This window comes from Streptomyces cinnabarinus (genome assembly GCF_027270315.1).
GTDB lineage: Bacteria > Actinomycetota > Actinomycetes > Streptomycetales > Streptomycetaceae > Streptomyces > Streptomyces cinnabarinus.
Genome location: NZ_CP114413.1, coordinates 2,932,669 through 2,956,185, shown reverse-complemented (window position 1 = coordinate 2,956,185; position 23,517 = coordinate 2,932,669). Strand labels below are relative to the sequence as shown.

Annotated in this window: 20 protein-coding genes and 1 pseudogene; 12 read left to right on the top strand and 9 right to left on the bottom strand. The window is 70.1% G+C overall.

Annotated elements, in window-relative coordinates; genetic code table 11:
- Positions 1 to 216 precede the first annotated feature (216 nt).
- The 3 genes from STRCI_RS13400 to STRCI_RS13390 all read right to left on the bottom strand — a co-directional run bounded on the left by STRCI_RS13400 (position 217) and on the right by STRCI_RS13390 (position 4,726).
- Complete coding sequence (locus STRCI_RS13400) at positions 217 to 1,302, bottom strand: type III polyketide synthase (RefSeq protein WP_269659151.1); 1,086 nt, start codon at positions 1,300 to 1,302, stop codon at positions 217 to 219.
- A 354-nt stretch (positions 1,303 to 1,656) separates the two neighbouring features.
- Positions 1,657 to 3,957 carry an MMPL family transporter gene (locus STRCI_RS13395; protein ID WP_269659150.1) on the bottom strand — a complete coding sequence of 767 codons (2,301 nt, stop codon included), beginning with the start codon at positions 3,955 to 3,957 and terminating at the stop codon, positions 1,657 to 1,659.
- A gap of 43 nt (positions 3,958 to 4,000) precedes the next feature.
- Positions 4,001 to 4,726 (bottom strand): LmeA family phospholipid-binding protein, encoded by a 726-nt coding sequence (locus tag STRCI_RS13390; protein WP_269659149.1) that lies wholly within the window; start codon positions 4,724 to 4,726, stop codon positions 4,001 to 4,003.
- 74 nt (positions 4,727 to 4,800) lie between these two features.
- On the opposite strand from STRCI_RS13390, the gene STRCI_RS13385 reads away from it, so the two are divergent.
- The 3 genes from STRCI_RS13385 (at position 4,801) to STRCI_RS13375 (ending at position 7,173) form a co-directional block, all read left to right on the top strand.
- Entirely contained in the window at positions 4,801 to 5,421 is a 621-nt protein-coding gene (locus tag STRCI_RS13385) for a TetR/AcrR family transcriptional regulator (protein ID WP_269659148.1), read from the top strand.
- A 139-nt stretch (positions 5,422 to 5,560) separates the two neighbouring features.
- A complete protein-coding gene (locus STRCI_RS13380) occupies positions 5,561 to 6,334 on the top strand; it encodes an IclR family transcriptional regulator (RefSeq protein ID WP_269659147.1) in 774 nt (257 codons plus the stop codon).
- Positions 6,331 to 7,173 (top strand): SMP-30/gluconolactonase/LRE family protein, encoded by an 843-nt coding sequence (locus STRCI_RS13375; protein WP_269659146.1) that lies wholly within the window; start codon positions 6,331 to 6,333, stop codon positions 7,171 to 7,173. Before STRCI_RS13380 ends, STRCI_RS13375 begins: the two co-directional genes overlap by 4 nt.
- Here the strand turns inward: STRCI_RS13375 and STRCI_RS13370 are convergent, their stop codons facing one another.
- The 3 genes from STRCI_RS13370 to STRCI_RS13360 all read right to left on the bottom strand — a co-directional run bounded on the left by STRCI_RS13370 (position 7,174) and on the right by STRCI_RS13360 (position 10,551).
- Complete coding sequence (locus tag STRCI_RS13370; protein ID WP_269659145.1) at positions 7,174 to 8,568, bottom strand: FAD-dependent oxidoreductase; 1,395 nt, start codon at positions 8,566 to 8,568, stop codon at positions 7,174 to 7,176.
- Between the two features lie 109 nt (positions 8,569 to 8,677).
- Positions 8,678 to 9,901 (bottom strand): MAB_1171c family putative transporter, encoded by a 1,224-nt coding sequence (locus STRCI_RS13365; protein WP_269664542.1) that lies wholly within the window; start codon positions 9,899 to 9,901, stop codon positions 8,678 to 8,680.
- Positions 9,902 to 9,939: 38 nt separating this feature from the next.
- Positions 9,940 to 10,551: a toxin-antitoxin system, toxin component family protein gene (locus STRCI_RS13360; RefSeq protein WP_269659144.1), complete on the bottom strand. Its 612-nt coding sequence runs from the start codon at positions 10,549 to 10,551 to the stop codon at positions 9,940 to 9,942.
- Between the two features lie 248 nt (positions 10,552 to 10,799).
- Between STRCI_RS13360 and STRCI_RS13355 the strand changes: the two genes are divergently transcribed.
- The 7 genes from STRCI_RS13355 to STRCI_RS13325 all read left to right on the top strand — a co-directional run bounded on the left by STRCI_RS13355 (position 10,800) and on the right by STRCI_RS13325 (position 17,998).
- Positions 10,800 to 12,149 (top strand): extracellular solute-binding protein, encoded by a 1,350-nt coding sequence (locus tag STRCI_RS13355; protein WP_269659143.1) that lies wholly within the window; start codon positions 10,800 to 10,802, stop codon positions 12,147 to 12,149.
- Positions 12,146 to 13,084: a carbohydrate ABC transporter permease gene (locus STRCI_RS13350; RefSeq protein WP_269659142.1), complete on the top strand. Its 939-nt coding sequence runs from the start codon at positions 12,146 to 12,148 to the stop codon at positions 13,082 to 13,084. The genes STRCI_RS13355 and STRCI_RS13350 overlap by 4 nt, the downstream gene beginning before the upstream one ends.
- Complete coding sequence (locus STRCI_RS13345; RefSeq protein ID WP_269659141.1) at positions 13,081 to 13,941, top strand: carbohydrate ABC transporter permease; 861 nt, start codon at positions 13,081 to 13,083, stop codon at positions 13,939 to 13,941. Before STRCI_RS13350 ends, STRCI_RS13345 begins: the two co-directional genes overlap by 4 nt.
- A gap of 41 nt (positions 13,942 to 13,982) precedes the next feature.
- Complete coding sequence (locus tag STRCI_RS13340) at positions 13,983 to 14,909, top strand: arabinan endo-1,5-alpha-L-arabinosidase (RefSeq protein WP_269664541.1); 927 nt, start codon at positions 13,983 to 13,985, stop codon at positions 14,907 to 14,909.
- 79 nt (positions 14,910 to 14,988) lie between these two features.
- Positions 14,989 to 16,503: an arabinosylfuranosidase ArfA gene (gene arfA, locus STRCI_RS13335; RefSeq protein WP_269659140.1), complete on the top strand. Its 1,515-nt coding sequence runs from the start codon at positions 14,989 to 14,991 to the stop codon at positions 16,501 to 16,503.
- Positions 16,504 to 16,513: 10 nt separating this feature from the next.
- A complete protein-coding gene (locus tag STRCI_RS13330; RefSeq protein WP_015660643.1) occupies positions 16,514 to 16,972 on the top strand; it encodes an RrF2 family transcriptional regulator in 459 nt (152 codons plus the stop codon).
- Positions 16,973 to 17,080: 108 nt separating this feature from the next.
- Complete coding sequence (locus STRCI_RS13325) at positions 17,081 to 17,998, top strand: sulfite exporter TauE/SafE family protein (RefSeq protein WP_269659139.1); 918 nt, start codon at positions 17,081 to 17,083, stop codon at positions 17,996 to 17,998.
- Here STRCI_RS13325 and STRCI_RS13320 read toward each other — a convergent pair.
- Together STRCI_RS13320 and STRCI_RS13315 are read right to left on the bottom strand one after the other, a co-directional pair.
- On the bottom strand, positions 17,971 to 19,875 hold the full coding sequence (locus STRCI_RS13320) for a caspase, EACC1-associated type (RefSeq protein ID WP_269659138.1): 1,905 nt from the start codon (positions 19,873 to 19,875) through the stop codon (positions 17,971 to 17,973). The two genes, STRCI_RS13325 and STRCI_RS13320, sit on opposite strands and share 28 nt — an antisense overlap.
- Complete coding sequence (locus STRCI_RS13315) at positions 19,872 to 20,279, bottom strand: effector-associated constant component EACC1 (protein ID WP_269659137.1); 408 nt, start codon at positions 20,277 to 20,279, stop codon at positions 19,872 to 19,874. The genes STRCI_RS13320 and STRCI_RS13315 overlap by 4 nt, the downstream gene beginning before the upstream one ends.
- Before the next feature lie 357 nt (positions 20,280 to 20,636).
- On the opposite strand from STRCI_RS13315, the pseudogene STRCI_RS13310 reads away from it, so the two are divergent.
- Both STRCI_RS13310 and STRCI_RS13305 read left to right on the top strand, forming a co-directional pair.
- Positions 20,637 to 21,819: pseudogene (locus STRCI_RS13310) on the top strand (sialidase family protein).
- A gap of 141 nt (positions 21,820 to 21,960) precedes the next feature.
- Complete coding sequence (locus STRCI_RS13305; protein WP_269659136.1) at positions 21,961 to 22,611, top strand: DUF4360 domain-containing protein; 651 nt, start codon at positions 21,961 to 21,963, stop codon at positions 22,609 to 22,611.
- Between the two features lie 71 nt (positions 22,612 to 22,682).
- Here STRCI_RS13305 and STRCI_RS13300 read toward each other — a convergent pair whose 3' ends face one another.
- Positions 22,683 to 23,438 carry an intradiol ring-cleavage dioxygenase gene (locus tag STRCI_RS13300; protein ID WP_269659135.1) on the bottom strand — a complete coding sequence of 252 codons (756 nt, stop codon included), beginning with the start codon at positions 23,436 to 23,438 and terminating at the stop codon, positions 22,683 to 22,685.
- Positions 23,439 to 23,517 lie beyond the last annotated feature (79 nt).

Sequence of the window (23,517 nt, the reverse complement as noted above, 5' to 3'; positions counted from 1 at the left end):
CTGTGAGATGCGGTGCATGGTGACTGAGCCGAGCGGGGTCTGGTGCGTGCAACTGCAAGGCGGAGGAGGGCGGCGACGCGGAGCGTCGGCAACCGACGACAACGCCGCTGGGGGTCCCCCCTCTGGGGGAGTGCGTGCCAGACCCCGCGACGCCGGGATGATCCAAACGGCAGGGCCTGACGACGGAGTGCGGTCCGTCGGCTGCCCCGGCCGGTGTCAGGACCGGCGCAGCAGGGCCGCGTAGAGCGTGAGGCCGGGGCCGAAGGCCAAGGCGACCACCGGGCCGTCGGTGCGGGGCAGGCGCTCCAGGACCATCAGGACTGTGGGCGAGGAGCAGTTGCCGCACTCGTCGAGGACGCCGTAGGAGGCGTCGAGCGCGCCGGCGGGCAGTTCGAGCCGCTCGCCGACGACCTCAAGGATGCGCTTGCCGCCCGGGTGCACGGCCCAGCCGGTGACCTCCTCGGGCGTGAGCCCGTGCGGGGCGAGCAGCTGGTCGCGGACCACCTCGCCGACGTGCTGGGCGAGGACGTCGGGCACCCTGGGCGAGAGGCCCATCTTGAAGCCGAGGTCGGTGATCTGCCAGCTCATCAAGTCGGCGGTGCTGTGGTCGGTGACCGCGACGACGTCGACCACCTCGTAGCCGGAGCCGGCGTCGGGCTGCAGGACGACGGCCGCGGCGGCGTCGGCGAACAGCGCGTGCGCCACGATCTGTTCGATGTCCTTGGTGGGCGGCTGGACGTGCAGCGAGGTCAGCTCCAGGCAGAGCAGCACCGCGGGACGGCCGCGCGAGGCGACGTAGTCGGAGACGGCGCCGAGCGAGGGGACGGCGGCGTAACAGCCCATGTGGCCGATGAACAGCCGCTGGACCCTGCTGCTCATGCCCAGCTCGTCCGCGAGCCTTAAGTCCAGGCCGGGCGTGGTGTAGCCGGTACAGGAGGCGACGGCCAGCATGCCGACGTCCGACGGGTCCAGGCCCGCGGACTCCAGGGCCGTGGAGACGGTGCGCTTGCCCAGCGGCACGGCCTCCTCGATGTAGCGCTCCATGCGCTGTCCGGTGCTCCAGCCGGACACTTCCCGCTCGGCGCGCGGGTCCACGGCCGTGGAACGGGAGCTGATTCCGGAATTCTCGAATATCCGACGCGCCAGCGGGAAACCGTCGTAGTGCTCCAGGAAGAATTCCTTCCACAGGTCGTCCTGGCTGGTGCGGGTCTCCGGGAATGAATGCGAGAAACCGGTGATGACGGGGCGCGCCGCGGCGCGCAGCCCGGGGCGGGCAGGGGCAATTTTCTCTTCGAGATGCATGCGTGTTCCCTTGGCTTTCAGGCAGCGGAAATTGGCCGCTCGGGGCCTACGGCGGGAGAGGGAATCGTGCGTGCCGATGACATCCGACCTGGCCTCTTTGCGCAGGTCAAGATGTTCGAGTGAACGCGCGCCAAAAGGGCGCACGGAAGATGGAAAGAAGAGTTGGTCTGGCTCTCCCCCGTTCGATCCGGATGGCTATCCGGTGATCTCAGTCAAACACAAGGGCTCCAGCGGAATCAAATGTTCCAGTGTAAATTTCCTGGCCGGTAACATTGAGTGAATGTGAAAACGCCGGTTTGCCTCCTGGTATAACCGGGAGGCAAACCGGCGCGCTGTTATTCGGTGCTGGTTAATTCAGCCAGAACTGGCGTTGATTTCGGTCAGTGGCCGCGTCGGCGCGGCGCGGGCCGGCTCGTGCAGCCGGGCGCCCTCGATGTCCAGGTCGGGCAGGAGCCGGTCCAGGCCGCGTGGCAGCCACCAGGCACCGCGTCCCACCATCGCCAGGACCGCCGGTACGAGGGTCATCCGTACGACGAAGGCGTCCACCAGCACGCCGAACGCCAGGGCGAACGCGATCGGTTTGACGATGGCGTCCTCCGTCGTCACGAAACTGGCGAAGACGAAGAACATGATGAGCGCCGCCGCCGTCACCACCCGCGAGGCATGTCCGGCCCCGTCGACCACCGCGTCCCTGGCCCTGCCGGTGCGCACCCACTCCTCGCGCATGCTGGACACCAGGAAGACCTCGTAGTCCATGGCGAGGCCGAAGAGCACCGCCATGAGCACGATGGGCAGGAAGCTGACGACGGGTCCGGTCCTGGCCACGTCCAGCGCGTCGGCGAGCCAGCCCCACTGGAACACGGCCACGACCGCGCCGAAGGACGCCCCGACCGACAGCAGGAAGCCGACGGTCGCCTTGACCGGCACGATCAGTGAGCGGAACACCAGCAGCAGCAGGACGAGGCAGAGCCCGACGACCACGGCCGCGAACGGCAGCAGTGAGGCGCTCAGCCGGTCGGAGACGTCGATCCCGATCGCCGTGGTGCCGGTGACGGACACGGCGGCGCCGGTCTCCCGCTCGATGACGGCGGCGTCGTCGCGGATGGCGTCCACGAGGTCCTGCGTGGACTCGTCCTGCGGTCCGCCCTCGGGCACGACCTGGATCACCGCCCGTCCGGACTCGGGCGCGTACTGCGGCCGGCTGATCTTCGCCACGCCGGGCAGCTTCTGCAACCGCCCCGCGACCGCGGCGGCCTGCTTCTGTCCGGTCTCCCCCGGGGTGTCCGCCTCGGCGAGCACGAGCAGCGGCCCGTTGAAGCCCGGCCCGAAGCTCTGCTCGACGGTGTCGTACGTCTCGCGCTGCGAAGTCCCGTGTGCCGCGGTGCCGTTGTCGGGCAGCGCGAGCCGCAGGTCGGCGGCGGGCAGTGCGAGGGTCACCAGGGCGGCGACGGCGCCGATGACGACGAGCAGGGGGCGCCGGGTGACGAGACCTGCCCAGCGGCGGCCCATGACGGGCGCCTTGATGGACGTGTCGGTCGCGGGACTCGCGGCGGCCTCCTCCGTGTCCTTCGCGTCCTCCGCGTCTTGCGCGGGTACGTCGTCCCCCGTACCGCTGTCGCCCACCGCCCGCCGTGCCGCCCGTGACCCCGGACGCGGCGCGAGCCGTGTCCCCGCGAGGCCGAACAGGGCCGGCAGCAGCGACACCGCCACCAGCACGGCGATCAGCACGGTCGCCGCCGCGCTCAGACCCATGACCGTCAGGAACGGGATCCGCACCACGACCAGCCCCACCAGCGCGATGACGACCGTCGCCCCGGCGAAGACCACCGCGCTGCCCGCCGTGCCGACCGCGCGACCCGCCGACTCGTGCGGCTCCATCCCCTGGGCGAGCTGGGTCCGGTGCCGGGAGAGCACGAACAGCGCGTAGTCGATGCCGACGGCGAGCCCGAGCATGAGCGCGAGGCTCAGCGCGGTCGACGACACCGTCACCCCCGAGGACAGCGCCAGCAGTCCGGCCAGCCCGGTGCCGATGCCGACGAAGGCGGTCAGCAGCGGCATCCCGGCGGCGAGCAGCGAGCCGAAGGTGAGGGCGAGCACCGCCAACGCGACCACGACACCGAGCAGTTCGAGGACGCTTGGGGTGAGCACGCCATTGCCGTACGCCTGACCGCCGACGGAGACCTCAAGGCCCGCCTCCTCGGCGGCCTTGGTGGTCTCCTCCAGCGAGTCGAGCGTGCCGTCGTCGAGGTCGGAGCGGCTGACGTCGTAGTTGACCTGGGCGAGTGCGGTGCGCCCGTCGGGTGTCACGGTGCCGGCCTTGTCGGGCGGGATCACCGCGGCGACCTGCGGGGCGTCCTGCGCGCCGGCCAGGGTCCGCTGGATGCCCTGCGCGGCCCGTGGGTCGGTGACCGTGGTGCCCTCGGGCGCGGTGAACGCGATCTGGGCGCTGGTGCCCGCGGCGGCCGGGAAGTCCTTGGCCATCGTGTCCTGGGCCGTCTGGGATTCGGAGCCGGGAATCGTGAACTCGTTGTCGAGCTTGCCGCCCACGACGAGCAGCGCGCAGACGGCGCCGGTCAGTACGGCGAGCCAGGCCGCCAGGACGAGCCGCCGACGGCGGTAGGCGCCGAGACCGAGCCGATAGAGCCAAGTCGCCACGGGGATGCTCCTTGTCGTGCGGTAGTTGCAAAAGTGGTGCGGTTCAGGCCTTCACGGTCGTTCTGCCGCCCGCCAGCTCCAGGCGCAGCCCGTCGGCGGTGACGTCGAGTCGTTCCGGTTCCAGGTCGAGGGGGAGCCCGGACAGGTCGACCTCCTGCGGGGTGTCCCCGAGCAGCTGGCCGGCCAGGGCGTCGGGGACGACGCGTTCGCCGATGCGCACGGCGGTGCGTTCGAACCGGATGCCCTCCTGTTCGAGGACCGGCTTGAAACCGATGGAGATCCGTCCGGCGGGACCGGCGTGCACGACCAGCTCGCCCGTGTCGTGATCCGTGGTGACCGCCGAGATGTTCAGCGCGCCCCCGGTCATCGTGGCGACGGCACTCGCCAGTGCGGTGTCCGTCAGTTCGGCGCTGACCTGGGTGTCGGCCACCGAGAGGCCGTCGCCGGTGCGGACCACGTCGGCGAGCTCGGCGTGCAGGTCCACCCCGGAGAACCGGCGGAACGTCGCGTCCTCGCCGGAGACCTCCACGCGGGAGAAGGACCCACGGGCCAGTTGCAGCATCACCGGTGTCGGTCCGAAGCCCACGTCGAGGCCGGTGTGCAGGCGCTCCTCCATCCGGTCCGCGAGCCGGTCGGCCGCCCGATGGCGGGCCATCGCCTCGACGGCACCCCCGGTGACCAGCACGGCGCCGACCACGCCCAGGGTGATCAGGCGGGCCCTGCGGGAGGTCCGCCCGCGGAGCACACGCCCCCTCCGAAAAAGTGTCATGACTGACAGCATACAGAAACTGTCATGACTGACAGATTCTGTACCGTCGGTTTTCCGCCTGCGATACTCCGCACATGGCAACCCTCGACACTCCCCAAGCGGAGCCGCACGGGCGTCGTGAGGCGCACAAGGCGGCGACCCGCAAGGCCCTCCAGGAGGCCGCTCACCGCCTGTTCGAGGAGCGTGGCTACGCGCAGACCACGGTGCGCGACATCGCGGCGGCCGCCGGAGTCACCGAGCGGACCTTCTTTCGCTACTTCCCCTCCAAGGAGGACCTGGTCCTCGACGAGGTGCTGGACCTCATTCCGGTCATGCGGGCCCAGGTTCTGGCCCGCCCGGCCGACGAGGACCCCTACGCCTCCGTTCTCGGCGCCTGTCTCGAACTCATCACCGACGGCGCCCCCAGCCTGCTGCTCAGCGGGCCGCCGCAGCGCTTTCCCGGCCGGCCGGTGCGCCAGTTCCTGCCGGTGCTGAGCCAGTTCGAGGACGGTCTCACCGAGGCCCTGCGCGAGCGGCTCGCCGAGCACGATCCGGAGGCGGCCACGCCGCTGCGCGCGGCCGTACTGGCCAGGGCCTCCGTCGGGGCTATGCGCTCGGCGCTGTTCGCGTACGCCGCTCTGCCGGAGGAGGAGCGCACGACCCCGACGGCGCACGAACTGCTGACGTCCGCGTTCGAGTACCTCCGCAAGCCCTGACGCCGCTCCGCCCGGAAGCGGGGTCGCCGCAGGGCCATTGCCCAGGCGAACTCACCTTGAGTAGCCTATGTTCGTCATTCCGATCGGCTGTTGAAATTTCGAACACAGCCATATAGACATCAAAGGGAGGGGGCCGGACGTGGGACGCCTCGTACCTGCCGTGACCCGGGCTCTCGACATCCTCGAGCTCTTCCTCGACGGGGACGGCACTCTCTCCGCCCCCGACATCGTGCGCAAGCTACAGCTCCCGCGCACCACCGTCCACGAACTCGTCACGACGCTCGCCGCCCGGTCCTACATCGTCCCGGTGCCGGGGCAGCCGGGCCGCTACCGGCTGGGCGTACGGCCGTACCAGCTCGGCAGCCGGTACGCCGAGCAGCTCGACCTCGCCGCCGAGGGCCAGCAGGTGGCCCGCTCGGTCGCGGAGACCTGCGACGAGACCGTACACGTGGCGATCCTCGAAGGCACCGATGTCATCTACATCGCCAAGGTCGACTCCACGCACGCCGTGCGCATGGTCTCCGCGGCCGGCCGCCGGCTGCCCGCCCACTGCACCTCCGTCGGAAAGATGCTGCTCGCGTCCCTGCCGGAGCCGGAACTGACCTCACGCATCCCGGACGACGCCGAACTGGTCGCGATGACCCCCAACAGCATCACCGACCCGGCCCTGCTGCGCGAGGCCCTTGCCGAGATCCGCGAGCACGGGATCGCCGTGGAGAGCCGCGAGTCCAACCCGGACGTCTCCTGCGTGGCCGCCCCGGTGCGCGACCGCACGGGCCGGGTCGTTGCCGCGCTCTCCATCTCCGTACCGATGATCCGCTGGAGCGAGGAGCGCCGCGTCGAGCTGGAGCAGCTCGCCGCCAAGGGCGCCGTCGAACTCTCCGAGCGCCTCGGCCACCGGAGCGCCGCATGACCTACGAGGTGGCGGTGCGGGCGGAGGCGGCGCTGGGGGAGGGGCCCACCTGGGATCCGGCCGGCGGCCGGCTGCTGTGGATCGACATCCTCGGGAGCCGGGTCCACTCCTACGACCCGGCGACCGGCCGGCGCACGGTCCGGACGACCGACCAGCACGTCGGGGCCGTGAAGCCACGGGCCGGCGGCGGGCTCGTGCTCAATCTGCGGGACGGCGTCGGTGTCCTCGACCCCGACGGCTCCTTCCGCTGGCTGCACCGCGACGTCGTCCCGGGGCGCCGGGGCAACGACGCCGCCGTGGCGCCCGACGGGTCCCTGTGGGCCGGGACCATGCGCTACGACGAGGCCCCGGGCGGCGGCACGCTGTCCCGGATAGGCGGGGACGGGACCGCGACGGCCGTCCTCGACGAGGTCACGGTGAGCAACGGCACGGGGTGGAGCCCGGACGGGCGCCGCATGTACTACATCGACTCGCCCACCCGGCGCGTCGACGTCTTCGACCACGAGGACGGCGAGATCACCAACCGCCGTCCCCTCGTGCGGATCGAGGACGGCGCCGGGTTCCCCGACGGCCTCACCGTCGACGCCGACGGCTGTGTGTGGGTGGCCCTCTGGGACGGCGCGGCGGTACGCCGCTACACACCCGCCGGTGCGCTGGACCGGGAGATCCTCCTGCCCACGCCCCGGATCACGGCCTGCGCCTTCGGGGGCGCCGACCTGACCGATCTCTACATCACCACGGCACGGGTGGGACTCGACGCCCCTCACCCGGTCGCCGGTTCGCTGCTGGTGGTGCCGGGAGCCGGGAAGGGGCTGCCGCAACCGGCCTTCGAGGGATGACTACTGCAGCCCCGCCCGCTTCAGCTCGTCCCCCGTCAACGGCGGTCCGCCCAGCGCCGGTTTGAGCGGGCCGACCGCCGCCGCCAGCAGCATGCTCGGCGTCAGCAGCACCCCCGCGCCCCTCTCCAGGGACATCACATCGGTCACGGCCCGCGCCACCCGGCCGTTCCCCGTGGCCGTGTACGTCAGACGGTCGACGTACGCGGCCACCAGGCGCTCCGCCCGCGTCGGCCCCTTCTCCGTCGCCCCGGGGTAGAACACGTCCATCCCGATGGCCAGGTCCCAGGCCGCCCGCGCCGGCCGGGCCACCGCCTTCTGGAGCCGCCGGGCCAGACCGGGCGTGCCCCAGCCGAACTCCTCGACCGACTCCCGCAGGGCCACCGCCGCCTGCGCGGCCACCGACATGCCGTGCCCGTAGATGGGGTTGAACGCGGCCAGCGCGTCCCCGAGGACCACGAAGTTCTCCGGCCAGGCGGACATCCGCTCGTACAGGTGCCGCCGGTTCGCCGTCGTACGGGTGAAGGCCACCTCGGTGAGCGGCTCGGCCTGTCCGATCAGGTCGGCCAGGATGGGGTGGCGCAGCTGTTCGCGGGCGTAGGAGTCGAAGTCGGCCGTCGTGGCGGCCGGTTCACCGCCCCGGGTGCCGAACAGGGTGACCAGCCAGCGGCCGTCCTCGATCGGCAGCAGGACACCACCGCGGCCGGGGCCGCCGGTGCGGGGCGCCGGCTGGATGTTGACCACGGGGAAGCCGTCCCGGGCCGCCTCGGGTGCCCGGTAGATCCGGCTGGCGTAGGCCACGCCCGAGTCGACCTCCCGCACCTCCGGCCCCGGCAGGCCGAGTTCGGCCAGCCAGTGCGGGGTGCGCGAGCCGCGTCCGGTCGCGTCGACGACCAGCTCGGCGCGCAGGGTGCGCCGGGTGTCGTCGTGGGCGCGCAGGAGCACACCGGTCACCGCGGAGCCGGTGCCGTCGAGGCCGAGCACCTCCGCCCGCTCCACCAGCTCGATCCGCGGGTCGGCGAGCACCTGGGCCCGGATCGTCGCGTCGAGCAGGTCGCGGCTGCACAGCAGCATGAAGTGGGACTCGGTCCAACGGCGGTACCAGCCGCGCGGGGAGAGGCCGACCATGTCCGTGGTGATCGGCAGCCGGTGCGCGCCCGCCTCCCGCAGCCGCGTGGTGACGCCGGGCAGCAGCTCCTCCATGGCCTGAGCGCCGCCGGACCACAGCTGGTGGACATGGCGGGCCTGGGGCAGGCCCTTGCGCGGCTCGGGGCCCTCCGGCAGGGCGTCGCGCTCGACGAGCGTGACCCGGACACCGACGGACGCCAGCGCGCGGGCGGTGAGCATCCCGGCGACGGAGCCGCCGAGCACGACGGCGGTGGCACTGCGATCACTCATGGACGGCTTGCTCCTGAACGGTCACACTCATGGACGGGCACTGGTGGACGGCCTGTTCTCGCCAGATCGGCGTGAATGCGGCATCTACAGCACGAACTACAGCACGGAACTAGCGGGACGTCGACGCCATGGACGTCGGCTCCGGAGCTCCGCCCCGCACCGCCTCCAGCAACTCCGGACGGCGCAGCGCCCGGGACACCGCGCCGATCTCACGCAGGAGTTCGGTGGTGTCCGGGTCGCCGGTGCCCTCGCTCTCCGGTGCCCGCCGCTTGATCTCCACGGCGTCCTGGATCGCCACCGCGGCGGCCAGCGCCCGGGCCCGGTCGGGGTTGAAGCCGAGCGAGAGAGCCCGGTCGTAGGCGCGGGCGCGGGTGGTCTCGTCGAGGTGACGGGCGAGCGGGAGCAGGATGTCGCGGATGAACGTCTCCCGCCGGATCAGGCGCAGTTCGGGCGTGGCGCGCAGCACGAAGGGGAGGCGGTTGCCGCTGACCGTGCGCATCAGCTGGTACAGCGGCCGCAGTTCGCGGTGGGCGAGGCGGACCCGCCAGCGGTCGTGCAGGAACTGTCCGGCGTGCGGGAGGATGAAGCCGACCGCGATCAGGATGGCGGAGACGGCGGCGACCGGCGGGGCCAGGTCGGTGGAGAGCCAGTCCAGGTCGTTGCCGGTCCACCGGGCCACCACCGCGGTGATCTTGGCGCCGTCGAAGACCAGGTTCACCACGTAGCCGGCGCCGAGCAGCTTCAGCCCCCAGCGCAGCCAGGCGTCGAGCCCGTCGGTGCGCACCCAGTTCCAGATCAGCCGTGAGGTGATGAGCACCGCGACGGTGTGCGCGAGGAGGTAGAGGACGATCTCCTCGCGCATGAACGGGGTGTTGGCGTAGTAGGTGTCCAGGTCCCGCAGCCGTTCCACGGGCGCGTCGGCGAGGCCGAACAGCACCCACAGGGCGATGATCACCCCGCTGTAGACGGAGATCAGCCAGCGCATCGCGCGGCGGGTGGCGGCGCTGCGGTCGGACAGACCGTTGCGCCAGGCGATGATCAGCAGCAGACAGGAGCCGCAGAACGCGGTCAGCAGCGAATAGCACCAGGGCGCCGAGATGTTGGGCACTCCGGCCAGCCGGTTCACCTGGGCGATGGTCGAGGGCGTGCAGAAGACGAACACCGCGCAGGCGAGCAGCAGCAGTCCGCCGACCGCGCGCAGCAGCGGGTCGCGCCAGAGCCGGATGATGGACGGCAGCTTGATCGCCAGGGCGGCGGCGAGCACCGCGGTGGGGATCCAGAAGGAGATGTAGAAGTCGCTCAGCAGAGCGGAGGGATCCAGGGCGTACGTCATGGGCTCCAGGGCGTACGTCATCGGCTCCGGGGCGTACGTCATCGCGTGGACCCCCCTCGTCCGCGGTAGCCGAGGGAGCGCTGGAGCGGGTCGAGCGGTGCCGGGGGCTCGGCGGAGTCCGTCAGATACGGCCGGAAGGTCGCCGCGAGCCGGTGGCCGAAGTCGTCGGCGTCGGCCTCGTCGCGCTCCCGGGAGCCGTTGCGGGCGGCGACGCCGAGCGCGACGTCCTGCCAGTCGGGCCGCTCGGCCAGGGCGTCCACGGCCGCGGCACCGGCCAGGTGGGGGTGCCGGTGCCCGGCGTGCAGATGCCACAACTCATGGCCCAGGATGACCAGTTGCTGCATCGCCTCGGCCCGCTCCTCGACGATCACCAGATCGAAGTCCTGGAACTCCACCCACAGTCCGGTCACTTCGATCTCATCGGGGAACCGCTCGAAGCGCAGCTCGACGGGGCGCCCACCGCGGCGCACGCTCATCGCCGCGCACAGGGCGGCGCACAGCTCGCGCACATCGGCCGGGCGGCGGCCGCTCGCGTCGAGGGTGGTGGCGAGTTCGGCCGCGAGTCCGCGCATCGTGGGGCCGCCGCGTGGGCGCCGCCGCAGCGCTGCCGCGATCCGGGCCGCCCTCCTGCGCGCGCCCGCGATATCCATCCATCCCCCTTTGTGTCACCGCCGTCCCGGTGCCGTACGGCAGGCCGTTCGAGACTACGCGGACGGAACTGCCCGCGTCATGCGGTCCGGCGGCCGTTGTTCAAACGGGGACGACCGTTCGTGAACGTCCGCGGCCTGAAAGGCCCTTGAAAATCCTGCGCAAGCCATTGACGCGCAAGCGCTTCGACTTTACGGTCCCGTTCGAAGTTACGAGCGATATTCGATATCTCGAACAGATAGGGCAGGGCATGGGACGACCTGGCCTGAGTCGCAGGCAACTACTGGCCGGAATAGCCGGGTTGACGGTCGCCGGAAGCTTCGGCTTCGCGGCGCTCGGGACCGGGGCCGACGCACTCGCCTCCGGCGCCGACACCCGGGTGCGCTACTGGAACCTCTTCAGTGGCGGCGACGGCTACAACATGATCGCGATGCTGGACGCCTTCCGCGAGGCGAACCCCGCCATCGACGTCAAGGACTCCACCCTCCAGTGGGGCAACCCCTTCTACACCAAGCTCGCCATGGCGGCCGCGGGCAACCGCGCGCCCGACCTCGGCGTGATGCACATGGGCCGGGTCACCGGCTTCTCACCCGGCCGCCTCCTCGACCCCTGGGACGTCGAGCTGCTCGCCAAGTACGGCGTACGGGAGGCCGACTTCAACCCCGCCCTGTGGAAACGCGGAGTCATCGACGGCAAGCTCTACGCCCTGCCCCTCGACATCCACGTCCAGCTCTGCTTCTACCGCAGGGACATCCTCAAGCCCGCGGGCCTGATCGGCGACGACGGCAGACTCACCCCCGTCACCTCCACCACCGAGTGGTTCGACGTACTGAAGGAAGCCAAGAAGGCCACCAAGAAGGGCCTGCAGACCATCGGCCTGTGGACCAACGACCAGAACTTCCAGTGGTGGTTCTTCGTCGCCTTCTACACCCAGCTCGGCGGCACCTGGTTCAACGACGCCAACACCGAGGTCACCTTCGACCCCGACAAGGCCACCCAGGTCCTGGAGTTCCTCCGGCAGCACGTCACCGACGGCTACACCATCCCCGGCGCGCCCACCGGCGAGCAGTTCATCAACGGCGCCCCCTTCACCTGGGAGGGCAACTGGTCGGTGCCGGTCTTCTCCGGCGCGAAACTCGACTACGGCGCCACCCCGCTGCCGCCCGTCTTCGGCGAGCAGGCCACCCACGCCGAGTCGCACGCCTTCGTCCTGCCCCACCAGGCCGACCGCGGCGGCGCCGCCGACGACGGCGCCCACCGGCTCGCCGCCTACATCGTGCAGAACGCCCAGGCCTGGGCCGGCGGCGGCCACATCCCCGCCTACACCCCGACCCTGTCCACCCCCGAGTACCAGGAGCTCGTGCCGCAGAACGAGTACGTCAGCGCCATGGACCACCAGGCCACCGAGCCGAAGGTGTGGTTCGCGGGCTCCACGGGTGTGCTCGCCCAGGACCTCGGCCCGGTCGTCGTCTCCTCGACGATGGGCTCCGCCCAGCCCGCGGCCGTCGCGCAGCGGATGAAGTCCCGGCTCACCGCGCTCCTCGCCGCCAAGAACCCGATGGACGGCAGAACTGCCGCCGAGGGAGGTGCCGCCGCATGACCACCAGTGCCGAGACCGTCGCAGCACCGGCCCGGACCAGGACCGCCACGGCCACCGCGACCGTCCGCCGCAACCAGGGCTTCCAGCACGGGGGCTGGTTCATCGCCCCGTTCCTGGCGCTTTTCGTCCTCTTCGTGATCTGGCCCCTGCTGCGCGGCCTCTACCTCAGCTTCACGGACGCCAACATCTCCGGCGACGGCACCGGCTTCGTCGGCCTCGACAACTACCGCGAGGCGCTGGACGACACGGCGATGTGGGACGCGCTCGGCCACAGCGCGTACTTCACGCTCCTGGTAGTCCCCTGCATCACCGTCCTCGCCTTCCTCCTGGCGATGCTGGCCCACCACATCGAGCACGGCAAATGGCTCTGGCGGCTGTGCTTCTTCGCCCCCTTCCTCCTGCCCTCCACGGTCGCCGCCAACATGTGGCAGTGGCTGTTCACCCAGGGCATCGGCCTGTTCAACGAGACCTTCGGCCTCGACACCCCCTGGCTCACGGACAAGTCGTACGCGATGCTCGCCATCGTCATCGCCACCCTGTGGTGGACGGTCGGCTTCAGCTTCCTGCTCTACCTCGCCGCCCTCCAGGGCATCCCCGCCCACCTCTACGAGGCCGCCAAGCTGGACGGCGCCAACGCCTGGCACCGCATCGTCCACATCACCCTGCCGATGCTGCGCAACATCACCGGCCTGGTGATCGCGCTCCAGATCCTCGCCTCGCTGCAACTCTTCGACCAGGCCGTCGTGATGATGGACTTCGGCCCCGGACCGGAGCTCGCCACCCGCTCCTTCGTCCAGTACACCCTCGAACAGGGCTTCACCAGCTACCGCGTGGGCTACGCCTCCGCGATGTCCATCATCTTCTTCGTGATCATCGCAGTCGTCGCCCTGGCGCGGATGTGGCTGCTGCGCACCCGTGAGGAGACCACCCGATGAGCAGCGGCACGCACATCCGGAACAGGCCCCGCAGCACCTGGCCGCCCAGCCAGATAGCACTCACCGTCCTCGGCGTAGCCGTCTCCGCCGTCTTCATGGCCCCCATCGCCGCGGCCCTGCTCACCTCGTTCAAGTCCGAGGCCGAGGCCGCCGAGATCCCGCCGCACTGGCTGCCGGAGGTCTGGACGGGCCAGGCGTGGAAGGCCCTCTTCGAGACCGGCAACATCACCAACTGGTTCGTGAACTCCCTGGTGGTGTCGGTCTGCGTCACCACGATCGTGCTGGTGGTCAGCGCCCTCGCCGGATACGGCTTCGCCCGCACCGAGTTCCGCGGCAAGAGCGTCCTGCTGGGCATCGTGATGACCGGCTTGATGATCTCCCCGGCCGTCCTCGGCGTCCCCCTCTTCACCACGGTCCAGCAGATGGGGATGGTCGACACGTACTGGGGCATGATCCTCCCGCAGTGCGCGCCGGCCGCGATGGTCTACATCCTCTACAAGTTCTTCCAGGGCATCCCGAGGGAGCTGGAGGAGGCGGCGTTCATAGACGGCGCGGGCCGCTGGAGGGTCTTCTTCACGATCGTCGTCCCGCTGGCCCGCCCTTCGCTGGCGGCGGTAGGCATCTTCACCTTCATCGCGAGCTGGAACAACTTCCTCTGGCCCTACATGGTCACGAACAACCCGGACTTGATGACCATGCCGAACGGCATAGCAACGGTCATGAACTCCTACGGCATCCAGTGGGCCCAGCTCATGGCCGGCGGCCTGATGGCGGGCCTGCCCCTCATCGTCGTCTTCGTCTTCTTCCAGCGGCAGATCGTGGCGGGCGTCGCCCACACGGGATTGGCGGGACAGTGACCCTGCGCAGAACCCTCACGGCCGTGACGACGGCAGCGCTGATGGCCTTGCTGCCCCACACGGCCCAGGCAGCGTCGTCTTACCCCGTCCCACGCCCCATCACAGGCCAACAGATCATCCACGACCCGACGGTCATCCATCTCAAGTCCGGTGGCTACGCGGCCTATTCGACCGGCGGCATCATCGGTGCCCGCCTCTCGAAGGACGGCAAGCAGTGGGACGACGCGGGCAACGCCTTCGCGGAGCCGCCGAGTTGGTGGTACGAGTACAACAACACGGGCGACCCCTGGGCCCCGGACATCTCGTACCGAGCGGGCAAGTACTGGCTCTACTACGCCGTCTCGTCCTGGGGCACGAACCACTCCGCGATAGGCGTCGCCACCTCCCGTTCCGGCCTCCCCGGCACCTGGACCGACCACGGCAAGGTCTTCACCTCCGAGACCACCGACCACTGGAACGCCATCGACCCCGCCCTGATCAAGGCGGACGGCAAGCTGTGGATGTCCTTCGGCTCGTACTGGACGGGCATCCGCATGGTCGAACTGAACGAGAGGACCGGCAAGGCGGTGCCCGGAGCCCCGGTCCACCACCTGGCCACCCGCCCGGACCTCCCCTACGCGGTGGAGGGCCCGTACATCGTCAAACACGGCCGCTACTACTACCTCTTCGCCTCCTACGACGCCTGCTGCTCCGGAGTGAACTCCACCTACAAGATCAAGGCGGGCCGCTCGACGGACATCAAGGGCCCGTACGTCGACAGCGAGGGCAAGCCCCTGCTGGAGGGCGGCGGCGACCTGGTCCTGGAGGGCCACGGCCGCTTCATCGGCACGGGCGGCCAGTCGGTGTTCCAGGACAAGGGGGAGGACTGGCTGGCGTACCACTACTACGACGCAGAGGACAGCGGCACACCCAAGCTGGGCTTGAACAAGCTGAGCTGGCAAGCAAACGGCTGGCCAATCGTCCTTTAGGGGCGCGGGGCTGTATCGATTTGCGGCTCCGCCGCGTGGGCGCGACAAGCCCCCACCGGCCCGCACACGAAAGGAAACCATGCGTACCGCCCGCTTCACCCTGGACCCCGCTTTCACGATCGGCGAGGTAAACCCCCGCCTCTTCGGCAGCTTCGTGGAACACCTGGGCCGCTGCGTATACACAGGCATCTTCGAACCGGACCACCCCACCGCGGACGAGTCCGGAATCCGCCAGGACGTCCTGGACCTCGTCAAGGAACTCGGCGTGACAGCCATCCGCTACCCCGGAGGCAACTTCGTCTCGGGCTACAAGTGGGAGGACTCGGTAGGCCCCGCCGAAGACCGCCCCCGCCGCCTCGACCTCGCGTGGCACTCCACCGAGACCAATCGCTTCGGGCTCTCCGAGTACATCGGCTTCCTCAAGAAGATCGGCCCCCAGGCCGAACCCATGATGGCCGTGAACCTCGGCACAAGAGGCGTGGCCGAAGCCCTCGAACTCCAGGAATACGCCAACCACCCCTCCGGCACGGAACTCTCCGACCGACGCCGGAGCCACGGCGACAAGGACCCCTTCGGCATCAGACTCTGGTGCCTGGGCAACGAGATGGACGGCCCCTGGCAGACCGGCCACAAGACAGCCGAGGAGTACGGCCGTATCGCCGCGGAGACGGCCCGCGCCATGCGCCAGCTTGACCCCACCGTCGAACTCGTCGCGTGCGGCAGCTCCGGCCAGTCCATGGAGACCTTCGCCGAGTGGGAGGCGACGGTCCTGAAGGAGACGTACGACCTGGTCGACTACATCTCCCTGCACGCGTACTACGAGCCCGTCGACGGAGACATCGACTCCTTCCTAGCCTCCGCCGTGGACATGGAGTCGTTCATCGAGAACGTGGTGGCGACCTGCGACCACATCGGCGCCCGGCTGAAGTCCAAGAAGCGGATCAACCTCTCCTTCGACGAGTGGAACGTCTGGTACCTCTCCCGCTGGCAGGAGCAGGCGACGACGTTCGAGCAGGACGACTGGCCCGAGGCCCCGCCACTGCTGGAGGACAACTACTCCGTCACCGACGCGGTCGTCTTCGGCTCACTCCTCATCGCCCTGCTCCGGCACGCGGACCGCGTCACGGTGGCCTGTCTCGCACAGCTGGTGAACGTCATCGCGCCGATCATGACCGAGCCCGGCGGCCCGGCCTGGCGGCAGACCACGTTCTTCCCGTTCGCGCAGGCGGCGCGGTACGGCCAGGGCCAGGTCCTGGACGTACGGGTGGACTCGCCGACGTACGAGACGAAGAAGTACGGCGAGGCGGACCTCCTGCACGCCACTGCCGTACGCGCCGAGGACGGCACGGTCACGGTGTTCGCGGTGAACCGTAGCCGCACGCAACCGCTGCCGCTCGAAGTCGCCCTGAACGGACTGGACTTGACCCGAGTCATCGAGCACAGCGCGCTCGCCGACGCCGACCCCGACGCCCGCAACACCCTCGCCGAACCCGAGCGGGTCACCCCGCACGACGGTGCGGGCACGGAGCTGACGGACGGCCGTCTGACCGCCGTACTGGAGCCTCTGTCCTGGAACGTGTTCCGGCTGGGGTGACAATGGGCGTATGAGGATCTCGGCACGGGCGGACTACGCGGTACGGGCTGCGCTGGAGCTCGCCGTACGCCACGACGACGGCCCGGTGAAGGCGGAGGCCATCGCCACCGTGCAGGACATTCCGCACAAGTTTCTGGAGGGCATCCTGGGCGACCTCCGCCGCGCCGGTCTGGTCGACAGCCGGCGCGGCGGCAACGGCGGGTACCGGCTGGCCCGGGACGCGTCGGAGATCACGGTCGCCGATGTGATCCGGGCCGTCGACGGACCCATCGTCTCGGTGCGCGGGGTCCGGCCGACCGGCCTGTCCTACGCCGGGTCCGCCGAGCCGCTGCTGCCGCTGTGGATCGCGCTGCGGGCCAATGTCCGCCGGATCCTGGAGGGCGTGACCCTCGCGGACATCGCGGCGGACAAGCTGCCGAAGACCGTGCAGTCGCTGGCGGCGGAACCGGCGGCGTGGGAGAACCCATAGGGCCTCCAGGGTCTCTCTCAGCTCGCACTCAGTTTGATCGCTTAGCGTCCCGTCCCGTCCATTCCTACTCACCCGGTAGGAATTCGAGCGACAGGACGGGACCGACCCATGCGCACGCTGATACTGCTCGCCCTCGCGGGCCTGGGCGCCCAGCTGGTGGACGGCAGCCTCGGCATGGCCTACGGCGTCACCTCCACCACACTGCTGCTGGCCATGGGCACCAACCCGGCCGCCGCCTCGGCCACCGTCCATCTCGCCGAGATCGGCACCACCCTGATGTCGGGCGCCGCGCACTGGCGGTTCGGGAACGTGGACTGGAAGGTCGTAGCCAAGATCGGCGTGCCGGGCGCGGTCGGCTCCTTCCTCGGCGCGACCGTGCTGTCCCGGCTGTCGACCGGGGTCGCCGCACCGCTGATGTCCGTGATCCTGCTGGGCCTCGGCCTCTACGTCATGTCCCGCTTCACCTTCCGCGGACTGCCCGAGGGACAGCTCGGCAAGCCGCTGCGCAAACGGTTCCTGTCGCCGCTCGGCCTGGTCGCCGGGTTCCTGGACGCGACCGGCGGGGGCGGCTGGGGGCCGGTCGGCACGCCCGCGCTGCTGGCCAGCGGACGGATGGAGCCGCGCAAGGTGATCGGCTCGATCGACACCAGCGAGTTCCTGGTGGCCGTGGCCGCCAGCCTGGGCTTCCTGCTGTCCCTCGGCTCGCAGGGCATCGACTTCGTCTGGGTGCTGGCCTTCCTGATCGGCGGGCTGATCGCCGCCCCGATCGCGGCCTGGCTGGTCCGCCTGGTCCCGCCGAGGGTCCTCGGCTCGGCGGTCGGCGGCGTCATCATCGTCACCAACGTCCGCACCCTCCTGAGGAGCGACTGGATCGCCGCCCCGGCCGCCCTGTCCACGCCCGTGTACGTCCTGCTGTACGCGGTCTGGGCCGGAGCCCTGGCCTGGTCGATCCGCGCCTACCGGGCCGAGCGCGCCCTTGAGGACCCCGCCGACGTGCCTCAGGAGACGTCGACCGCCAGCGTGTAAAGGCGGGTGATCTGCTCGGGGTTGTCGTTGTCGTCGGTGACCAGGTACAGCACCCGCCGCCCCCGGTGCGGCTCTTCGGCCAGCGGGCGGCCCAGCGCCATCCCCTCGGCGTTGTCCAGCAGCGGATTGACCTGGGGCTGCTCGGCGCGGGCGCCGGAGGGCGGACAGTCACCGAGGTCAACCAGCTCCCGCTTGACGACGAACGCGGAGGCGGTCGTCTTTTCCAGCGACCGCACCTCGCTGACGTCCGGCAGCCCGGTCAGCGACACCTCGTAGACGCGGATGCTGTTGCCCTGGCCCTCGGTGTAGCCGCGCTCCAGCGCCAGGAAGCGGCCGTCGCCGACCGGGGCCAGTTCGGCGAGACGCAGTCCGGAGTCGGTCTCGTAGGCGATCTGGCCGTCCACGCGGTAGGCGCCGCCGGGCTCGCCGGTGTAGCGCAGGACGCGGATGCGGTTGCCGCCGCGCCAGGTCCCGTCACGGCCGAGGGGGTCCTCCAGGCCGACGTAGAGCCGCTTGCCGTCGGGGGAGAGGGCGAGGGACTCGAAGATCGCGCCGCGCTGGGCGTCCCCGGCGGGTATGTCGGCGCGGAAGGCTTCCGGGACCGGCAGTTCGTCCAGCAACTTCCCGGTGGCCAGGCTGTAGCGGCCGATGGAGGGCCGGTACTCGGAGGCCACGAGGACGGTCCGGCCGCCCTCCTCCACGGCGATGGCCTCCCCGTCGAAGCCCTGCTCGCCGTACGGCCGTCCGTCGCTGCGCACGAGCCCCGTCAGCCCGGTGATCTCGGGCTCGGGAGGCTTCCCCGGCGCGCCCAGGGCCAGCCGGAAGAGTGCCGGTGAGGAGTTGTCGGCCAGCGAGAGGGCGGTGGCGCCGGTGGGGTTCTCGGCGGTGACGGCGAGCGAGGAGAGCCCGGCGAGGCGGCGGCCCTGGAAGGTGACCTTGTCCAGCCGGTCGGAGAAGCCGATCAGGGAGGCGCGCGGCGAGCAGACGTCGGAGGGGAGGATGCCGCTGTCGGCGGCGAGCACGGCGACCGGAGCGAGCGCGGCGAGCGCGAAGGCGGTACGGCGTTGCCATGGCGGCCGGGGTGCGGGGGGCAGGAACCGGTCGGGCGGGAGCGGGTGGGCGAGGTTGCGGACGAAGGGGAGCCGGCCGACCTGGTTGTTGTCCTGCTGGCGGGGGGTGGGTCTGCCGTGGTGGTGCAGGGAGCCGCGGACCTCGCGGTAGATGGCGTCCAGGGTCAGGAAGGGCGGCGTCCGCTGCCCGTCCCGCCCCGGTATCCCCTCCCGCAGCACCCGCACGAACTCACCGGTGAACGCGGTGCACTCCTCACCCCGGGGTGCCAGCGCCCGCACATTGGAGGCGGCGGAGGTCAGCAGATAACTCCCCGCCATGCCCTCGACGTCCGCGACGGTTCGCAGCGGGGTACGCGTCTGGGCGTCCATGTCGCCGAGGGCGCGTCCGCTGTAGCAGCAGTCCAGGATGATGACCCGGCGCCGGGCGCGGTTGTGCCGACGTAAGGCCTCGCGCAACTCGCTGTACAGCACGGCCTTGTGCGGGAGTTCCTCCATCGACCCGATCATGGTGAGCCGCAGGGCGCCGAGCGGATCGACGAAGCCGTGCCCCGCGTAGTAGACGATGAGGGTGTCCCGAGCGGACCTGGCCGCCTGGACGACCGGGTCGATCAGTTCGTCGGAGGACTTCGGGTCGAGTACGACCACACACCTGTCCGGCGGCAGTCCCCAGACCGCCCGGTCGGTGAGCGCCTCCTTCACCCGGGTGAGATTGCGCGCCACCGTGGGCAGCTTCGGCATGCTCCTGTACGCGGCGACACCGATCAGTACGGCGGCGGAGGCGCCGGGATCCGGCAGCGCCTCGCTCACGGCGTGCCGCCTCCGGGTGGTTCGTCGTCCGGCGGTTCGTTCATGGCATCGAGCTCGCGCAGAAACTCCTCGACCTCATCGGGGCTCGCGTCGGGCCGCAGGGTGGCCCGACGCCCGCCCCGCTCGACGACGACATGCGACCGGGGCCGCCGGGCCCGCCGGAACTCAAGGATGATGAACCCGAGCGAGGCGAGCTGGAAGCTCGACTCGACGACGAGCTGCACGATGTCGAGGACATCACCCATGACATCGAAGTCGTCACCGAGGAGGGACTCGCTCGGGGGGTCACCGCGGAGGGAGATCTCCGCATCGAGGTCGACCGCACGCTCCGCAAGCAACCAGTCGTACAGCTGCTTGACTTCGCCACCGTCGGAATCGTCGGGCAGTCTGAGACAGACGTCCATGCCCTTCCTTCGCCCCCTGCCGGGTCGGGCCGCACTGCATCGTGAGAGGGTCCAACTCCCCAGCTGGCACGGGAGATTGACCCCAGAACAAGCATACGGTCGCCGGGCGCACCGACGCACCGGGATCCCGCCCGTCCGCCCCCACGCTGGAGGGGGTCAGCCAGACCTTTGGGGTCACGGACCGCCATCGAGGGTTCGTTCACCTTGAGTTCCCCTGCGTTTCTCACTCCATGCCTTCGGCCGGAGATAGCTTGATCGTTTCGTCGATGGAAGAGTCCGGGGGAGGGCTGAGGGGTCGTGACGTCTCCGATCGCCGGTTCGGCGCGCCGTCGTGTGTCGGGGCTCATCGCTGTCGTGATGGGGATCGCCGTGCTGGTGGTCTTCGTCCGACCCTGGGCGGAGCGGGCCGACAGTGCGGATGCCGGGTCGGGGGGAGGGTGTGTCTCTTCGGTGCCGTATGTCTCGGGGGCGGGGGGGTTATGGGAGTTACCGGATACCTGCCGCTGTGCGGACTCGGGGTGGGGACCTGCTTGCCTTTGCTGAAGGGCGGGTTGGGGGGAAGGCGGATCACGGGGACATTGATGTCGTGGTCAGGCGGTCGAGAGACGGCGGGTGTACGTGGGGGCGGCTGCAAGTTGTCGCGGAGGGGGAGGGGAGCACTCGGGGGAATCCGGCGCCCGTTGTTGATCCTCGGACCGGGAACGTCGTGCTGGTCACCTCGTACCACAGCGGTGGTGTCACCGAGGCGGGGATTCTGCGCGGTGAAGCCACGGGTGGGGCTGGTCGGCGGGTCTTCGTACAGGTGAGTGAGGATGACGGGCGTTCGTTCTCCGCCCCGCGCGAGATCACGTCGATGCTGAAGAAGGAGGACTGGCGTTGGTATGCCACGGGGCCGGGGCATGCCGTTGCGTTGATTCGGGGGGAGCATGCGGGGCGGTTGGTCGTTCCGGCCAATCACTCCTCCTCGCCGCCGGTGGGGTCGGCGGACAGCGGGCAGGAGCCCAAGTACTACGGGGCGCATGCGATGTACAGCGACGACGGGGGGCGGTCCTGGCGGCTCGGGTTTGTCGAGGATTCCTATGACGGGGTCCACAACGCCAATGAGTCGACCGCTGCCCAACTGCCCGACGGGCGGCTGTATTTCAGCGCACGGAGTCAGAAGGGTTCCAGCCCGGGCCATCGCCTCGACGCCTACTCCGTTGACGGGGGCGCGAGTCTGGAGGGGCGGGGCTATGTGGAGCAGCCTTCGCTGAACGACGTTCCCCTGGTCGAGGGCAGTGTGCTGCAAGTGGGTGGAGAGGGTGGGGAGTTGTTGTTCTCCGGGCCCTCCGTGCCGGACGACCGTGCCGCCATGGCCCTGTGGAGCAGTGCGGACGAGGGGCGGACCTTCCGTAAGGCGCTGACCTTGTCCCCTCGCAAGGCCGGGTACTCGGACCTCGTGCAGGTCGATGGCGAGGGGGTGGGGGTCCTGTACGAGACGGGCGACAGGACTGCCTACGAGACGATCACGTTCCGGCGTGTGCCCTTGGGGGCCCTGTGAATGGCCGGAGTTCGACCTGCCCATGTCAAGCCAGGCTCCCTACGATGCGGAACGCCTCCCGCCTTCACAGAAACATCACCAATTCTTCAAAGGTGAACCAAGGGTCGGAGGCATAGCCACCCCCCAACCCAAGGAGAAGCCATGGCGCGTGGACTTCTGCTGAGCGGCGCCGCGCTCGCCGCTCTGCTTGCCACCGCAATGCCCGCGGAGGCGGACCCGTTCGACGACCCGCCCCCGGACAAGATCATCATCAAGGTCGCCACGGTGAACGGCTCCGGCTGCCCCCAGGGCACGACCGCCGTCGCCGTGTCCGAGGACAACACCGCCTTCACCGTGACCTACAGCGAATACCTCGCCCAGGTCGGCGGCAACTCCGACCCGACCGCCTTCCGCAAGAACTGCCAGCTCAACCTGGTCGTGCACGTCCCGCAGGGCTTCACGTACGCCATCGCCAGCGCGGACTACAGAGGGTTCGCCTCGCTCCAGTCCGGCGCCAGCGCCATGCAGAGAGCCTCGTACTACTTCCAGGGCTCACCGCAGACGGCGTACCGCAACCACCCCTTCAGTGGCCCCCTCAACGACAACTGGCAGGCCACCGACAGCACCGACTGGGCCCAACTCGTCTGGGCGCCCTGCGGAGTTCAGCGCAACTTCAACATCAACACCGAGCTTCGGGTCAACGCCGGCTCCTCCTCGCCGGACAAGGTCAGCTTCATGACGATGGACTCGACCGACGGTGACATCAGCACGATCTACCACATCGCGTGGAAGGAGTGCCCGGCGAAGTCCTAGCGCCAGTGTGAGGCCGGGGGCCGCGTCAGCTCGGCGGCTCCCGGCCTCTCCGTGTCCGTGCCGTTGAGGGCTCAGCTCCGCTCGACGCCGAGGGTGAGGCGGCCGGCGTATCCGGCGGAGGGGGAACTGCCCAGCGCCGTCAGGGTCAGGAGGCCGGACGCGGCGCCGCCCTCGTCGTAGATGGAGTCCTGGGCGAGGGTCGTGCGCGGGACCGTGTTCGTCGAGTACGGCGGGAGCGCGGCGACCCGGGTGGTGATCGACTCGGCGAAGAAGAGCTGGCCGGTGTGGAGTTCCTGGCCGCCGGTGAACGAGCCGTCCGAGGTGAGCGTGACGTTCGTGTGCACCTTGACGTGGATGTGGATGCAGCGCCCGCGGTACCAGCCGGGGTAGACCGAGGTGACGTTGGCGACGCCGCTGGAGTCGGTCAGTGCCCCGCCGCGCAGGAAGGTGCCGTTGTCGGGCTCGTCGTGGCCGTTGTTGCCGACGAATCCGGAGTACTCGCCGAGCGCGTCGGCGTGCCACAGCTCCACCAGGGCGTTGCTGATCGGCACGCAGGTGTCGTCGTCGACGACGGTGAGCGCGAGCTTCAGCGGGATGCCGGTCTTGTCCTCGGCGATGTCGGAGCGGACGAGCTGTCCGTCGAGGTAGTAGGGGCCTTCGGTCATCTCCTTCGTGAGCGTGCACACGGCCGCCGCGGCGACCGGCTCGGCGTGCGCGGGGGAGGCGGCGGGGGACTCGGGCGCGGCGCCCGCGGTCACGGCGAGCGTGGCGGCGGTGGCACCCGTGGCGATGAGGACGGTACGCCGTCCGATCGAAGTGTCTGTCATGAACACGGCACCGTAGGGAGCCCGGCTGTCGATGAGCTGTTGGCTCAGCAAAGTGACACTTCGTCAAGTTCCCTGCAGG

Excerpts from the sequence above, each read along its gene's own strand:
- STRCI_RS13400 (WP_269659151.1), bottom strand. The coding sequence starts at position 1,302 with ATGCATCTCGAAGAGAAAATTGCCCCTGCCCGCCCCGGGCTGCGCGCC.
- STRCI_RS13375 (WP_269659146.1), top strand. The coding sequence starts at position 6,331 with ATGACCTACGAGGTGGCGGTGCGGGCGGAGGCGGCGCTGGGGGAGGGG.
- STRCI_RS13365 (WP_269664542.1), bottom strand. The coding sequence starts at position 9,901 with ATGACGTACGCCCTGGATCCCTCCGCTCTGCTGAGCGACTTCTACATC.
- arfA (WP_269659140.1), top strand. The coding sequence starts at position 14,989 with ATGCGTACCGCCCGCTTCACCCTGGACCCCGCTTTCACGATCGGCGAG.
- STRCI_RS13370 (WP_269659145.1), bottom strand. The coding sequence starts at position 8,568 with ATGAGTGATCGCAGTGCCACCGCCGTCGTGCTCGGCGGCTCCGTCGCC.
- STRCI_RS13390 (WP_269659149.1), bottom strand. The coding sequence starts at position 4,726 with ATGACACTTTTTCGGAGGGGGCGTGTGCTCCGCGGGCGGACCTCCCGC.
- STRCI_RS13345 (WP_269659141.1), top strand. The coding sequence starts at position 13,081 with ATGAGCAGCGGCACGCACATCCGGAACAGGCCCCGCAGCACCTGGCCG.
- STRCI_RS13300 (WP_269659135.1), bottom strand. The coding sequence starts at position 23,438 with ATGACAGACACTTCGATCGGACGGCGTACCGTCCTCATCGCCACGGGT.
- STRCI_RS13360 (WP_269659144.1), bottom strand. The coding sequence starts at position 10,551 with ATGGATATCGCGGGCGCGCGCAGGAGGGCGGCCCGGATCGCGGCAGCG.
- STRCI_RS13340 (WP_269664541.1), top strand. The coding sequence starts at position 13,983 with ATGGCCTTGCTGCCCCACACGGCCCAGGCAGCGTCGTCTTACCCCGTC.
- STRCI_RS13385 (WP_269659148.1), top strand. The coding sequence starts at position 4,801 with ATGGCAACCCTCGACACTCCCCAAGCGGAGCCGCACGGGCGTCGTGAG.
- STRCI_RS13315 (WP_269659137.1), bottom strand. The coding sequence starts at position 20,279 with ATGGACGTCTGTCTCAGACTGCCCGACGATTCCGACGGTGGCGAAGTC.
- STRCI_RS13330 (WP_015660643.1), top strand. The coding sequence starts at position 16,514 with ATGAGGATCTCGGCACGGGCGGACTACGCGGTACGGGCTGCGCTGGAG.
- STRCI_RS13305 (WP_269659136.1), top strand. The coding sequence starts at position 21,961 with ATGGCGCGTGGACTTCTGCTGAGCGGCGCCGCGCTCGCCGCTCTGCTT.
- STRCI_RS13355 (WP_269659143.1), top strand. The coding sequence starts at position 10,800 with ATGGGACGACCTGGCCTGAGTCGCAGGCAACTACTGGCCGGAATAGCC.
- STRCI_RS13325 (WP_269659139.1), top strand. The coding sequence starts at position 17,081 with ATGCGCACGCTGATACTGCTCGCCCTCGCGGGCCTGGGCGCCCAGCTG.
- STRCI_RS13350 (WP_269659142.1), top strand. The coding sequence starts at position 12,146 with ATGACCACCAGTGCCGAGACCGTCGCAGCACCGGCCCGGACCAGGACC.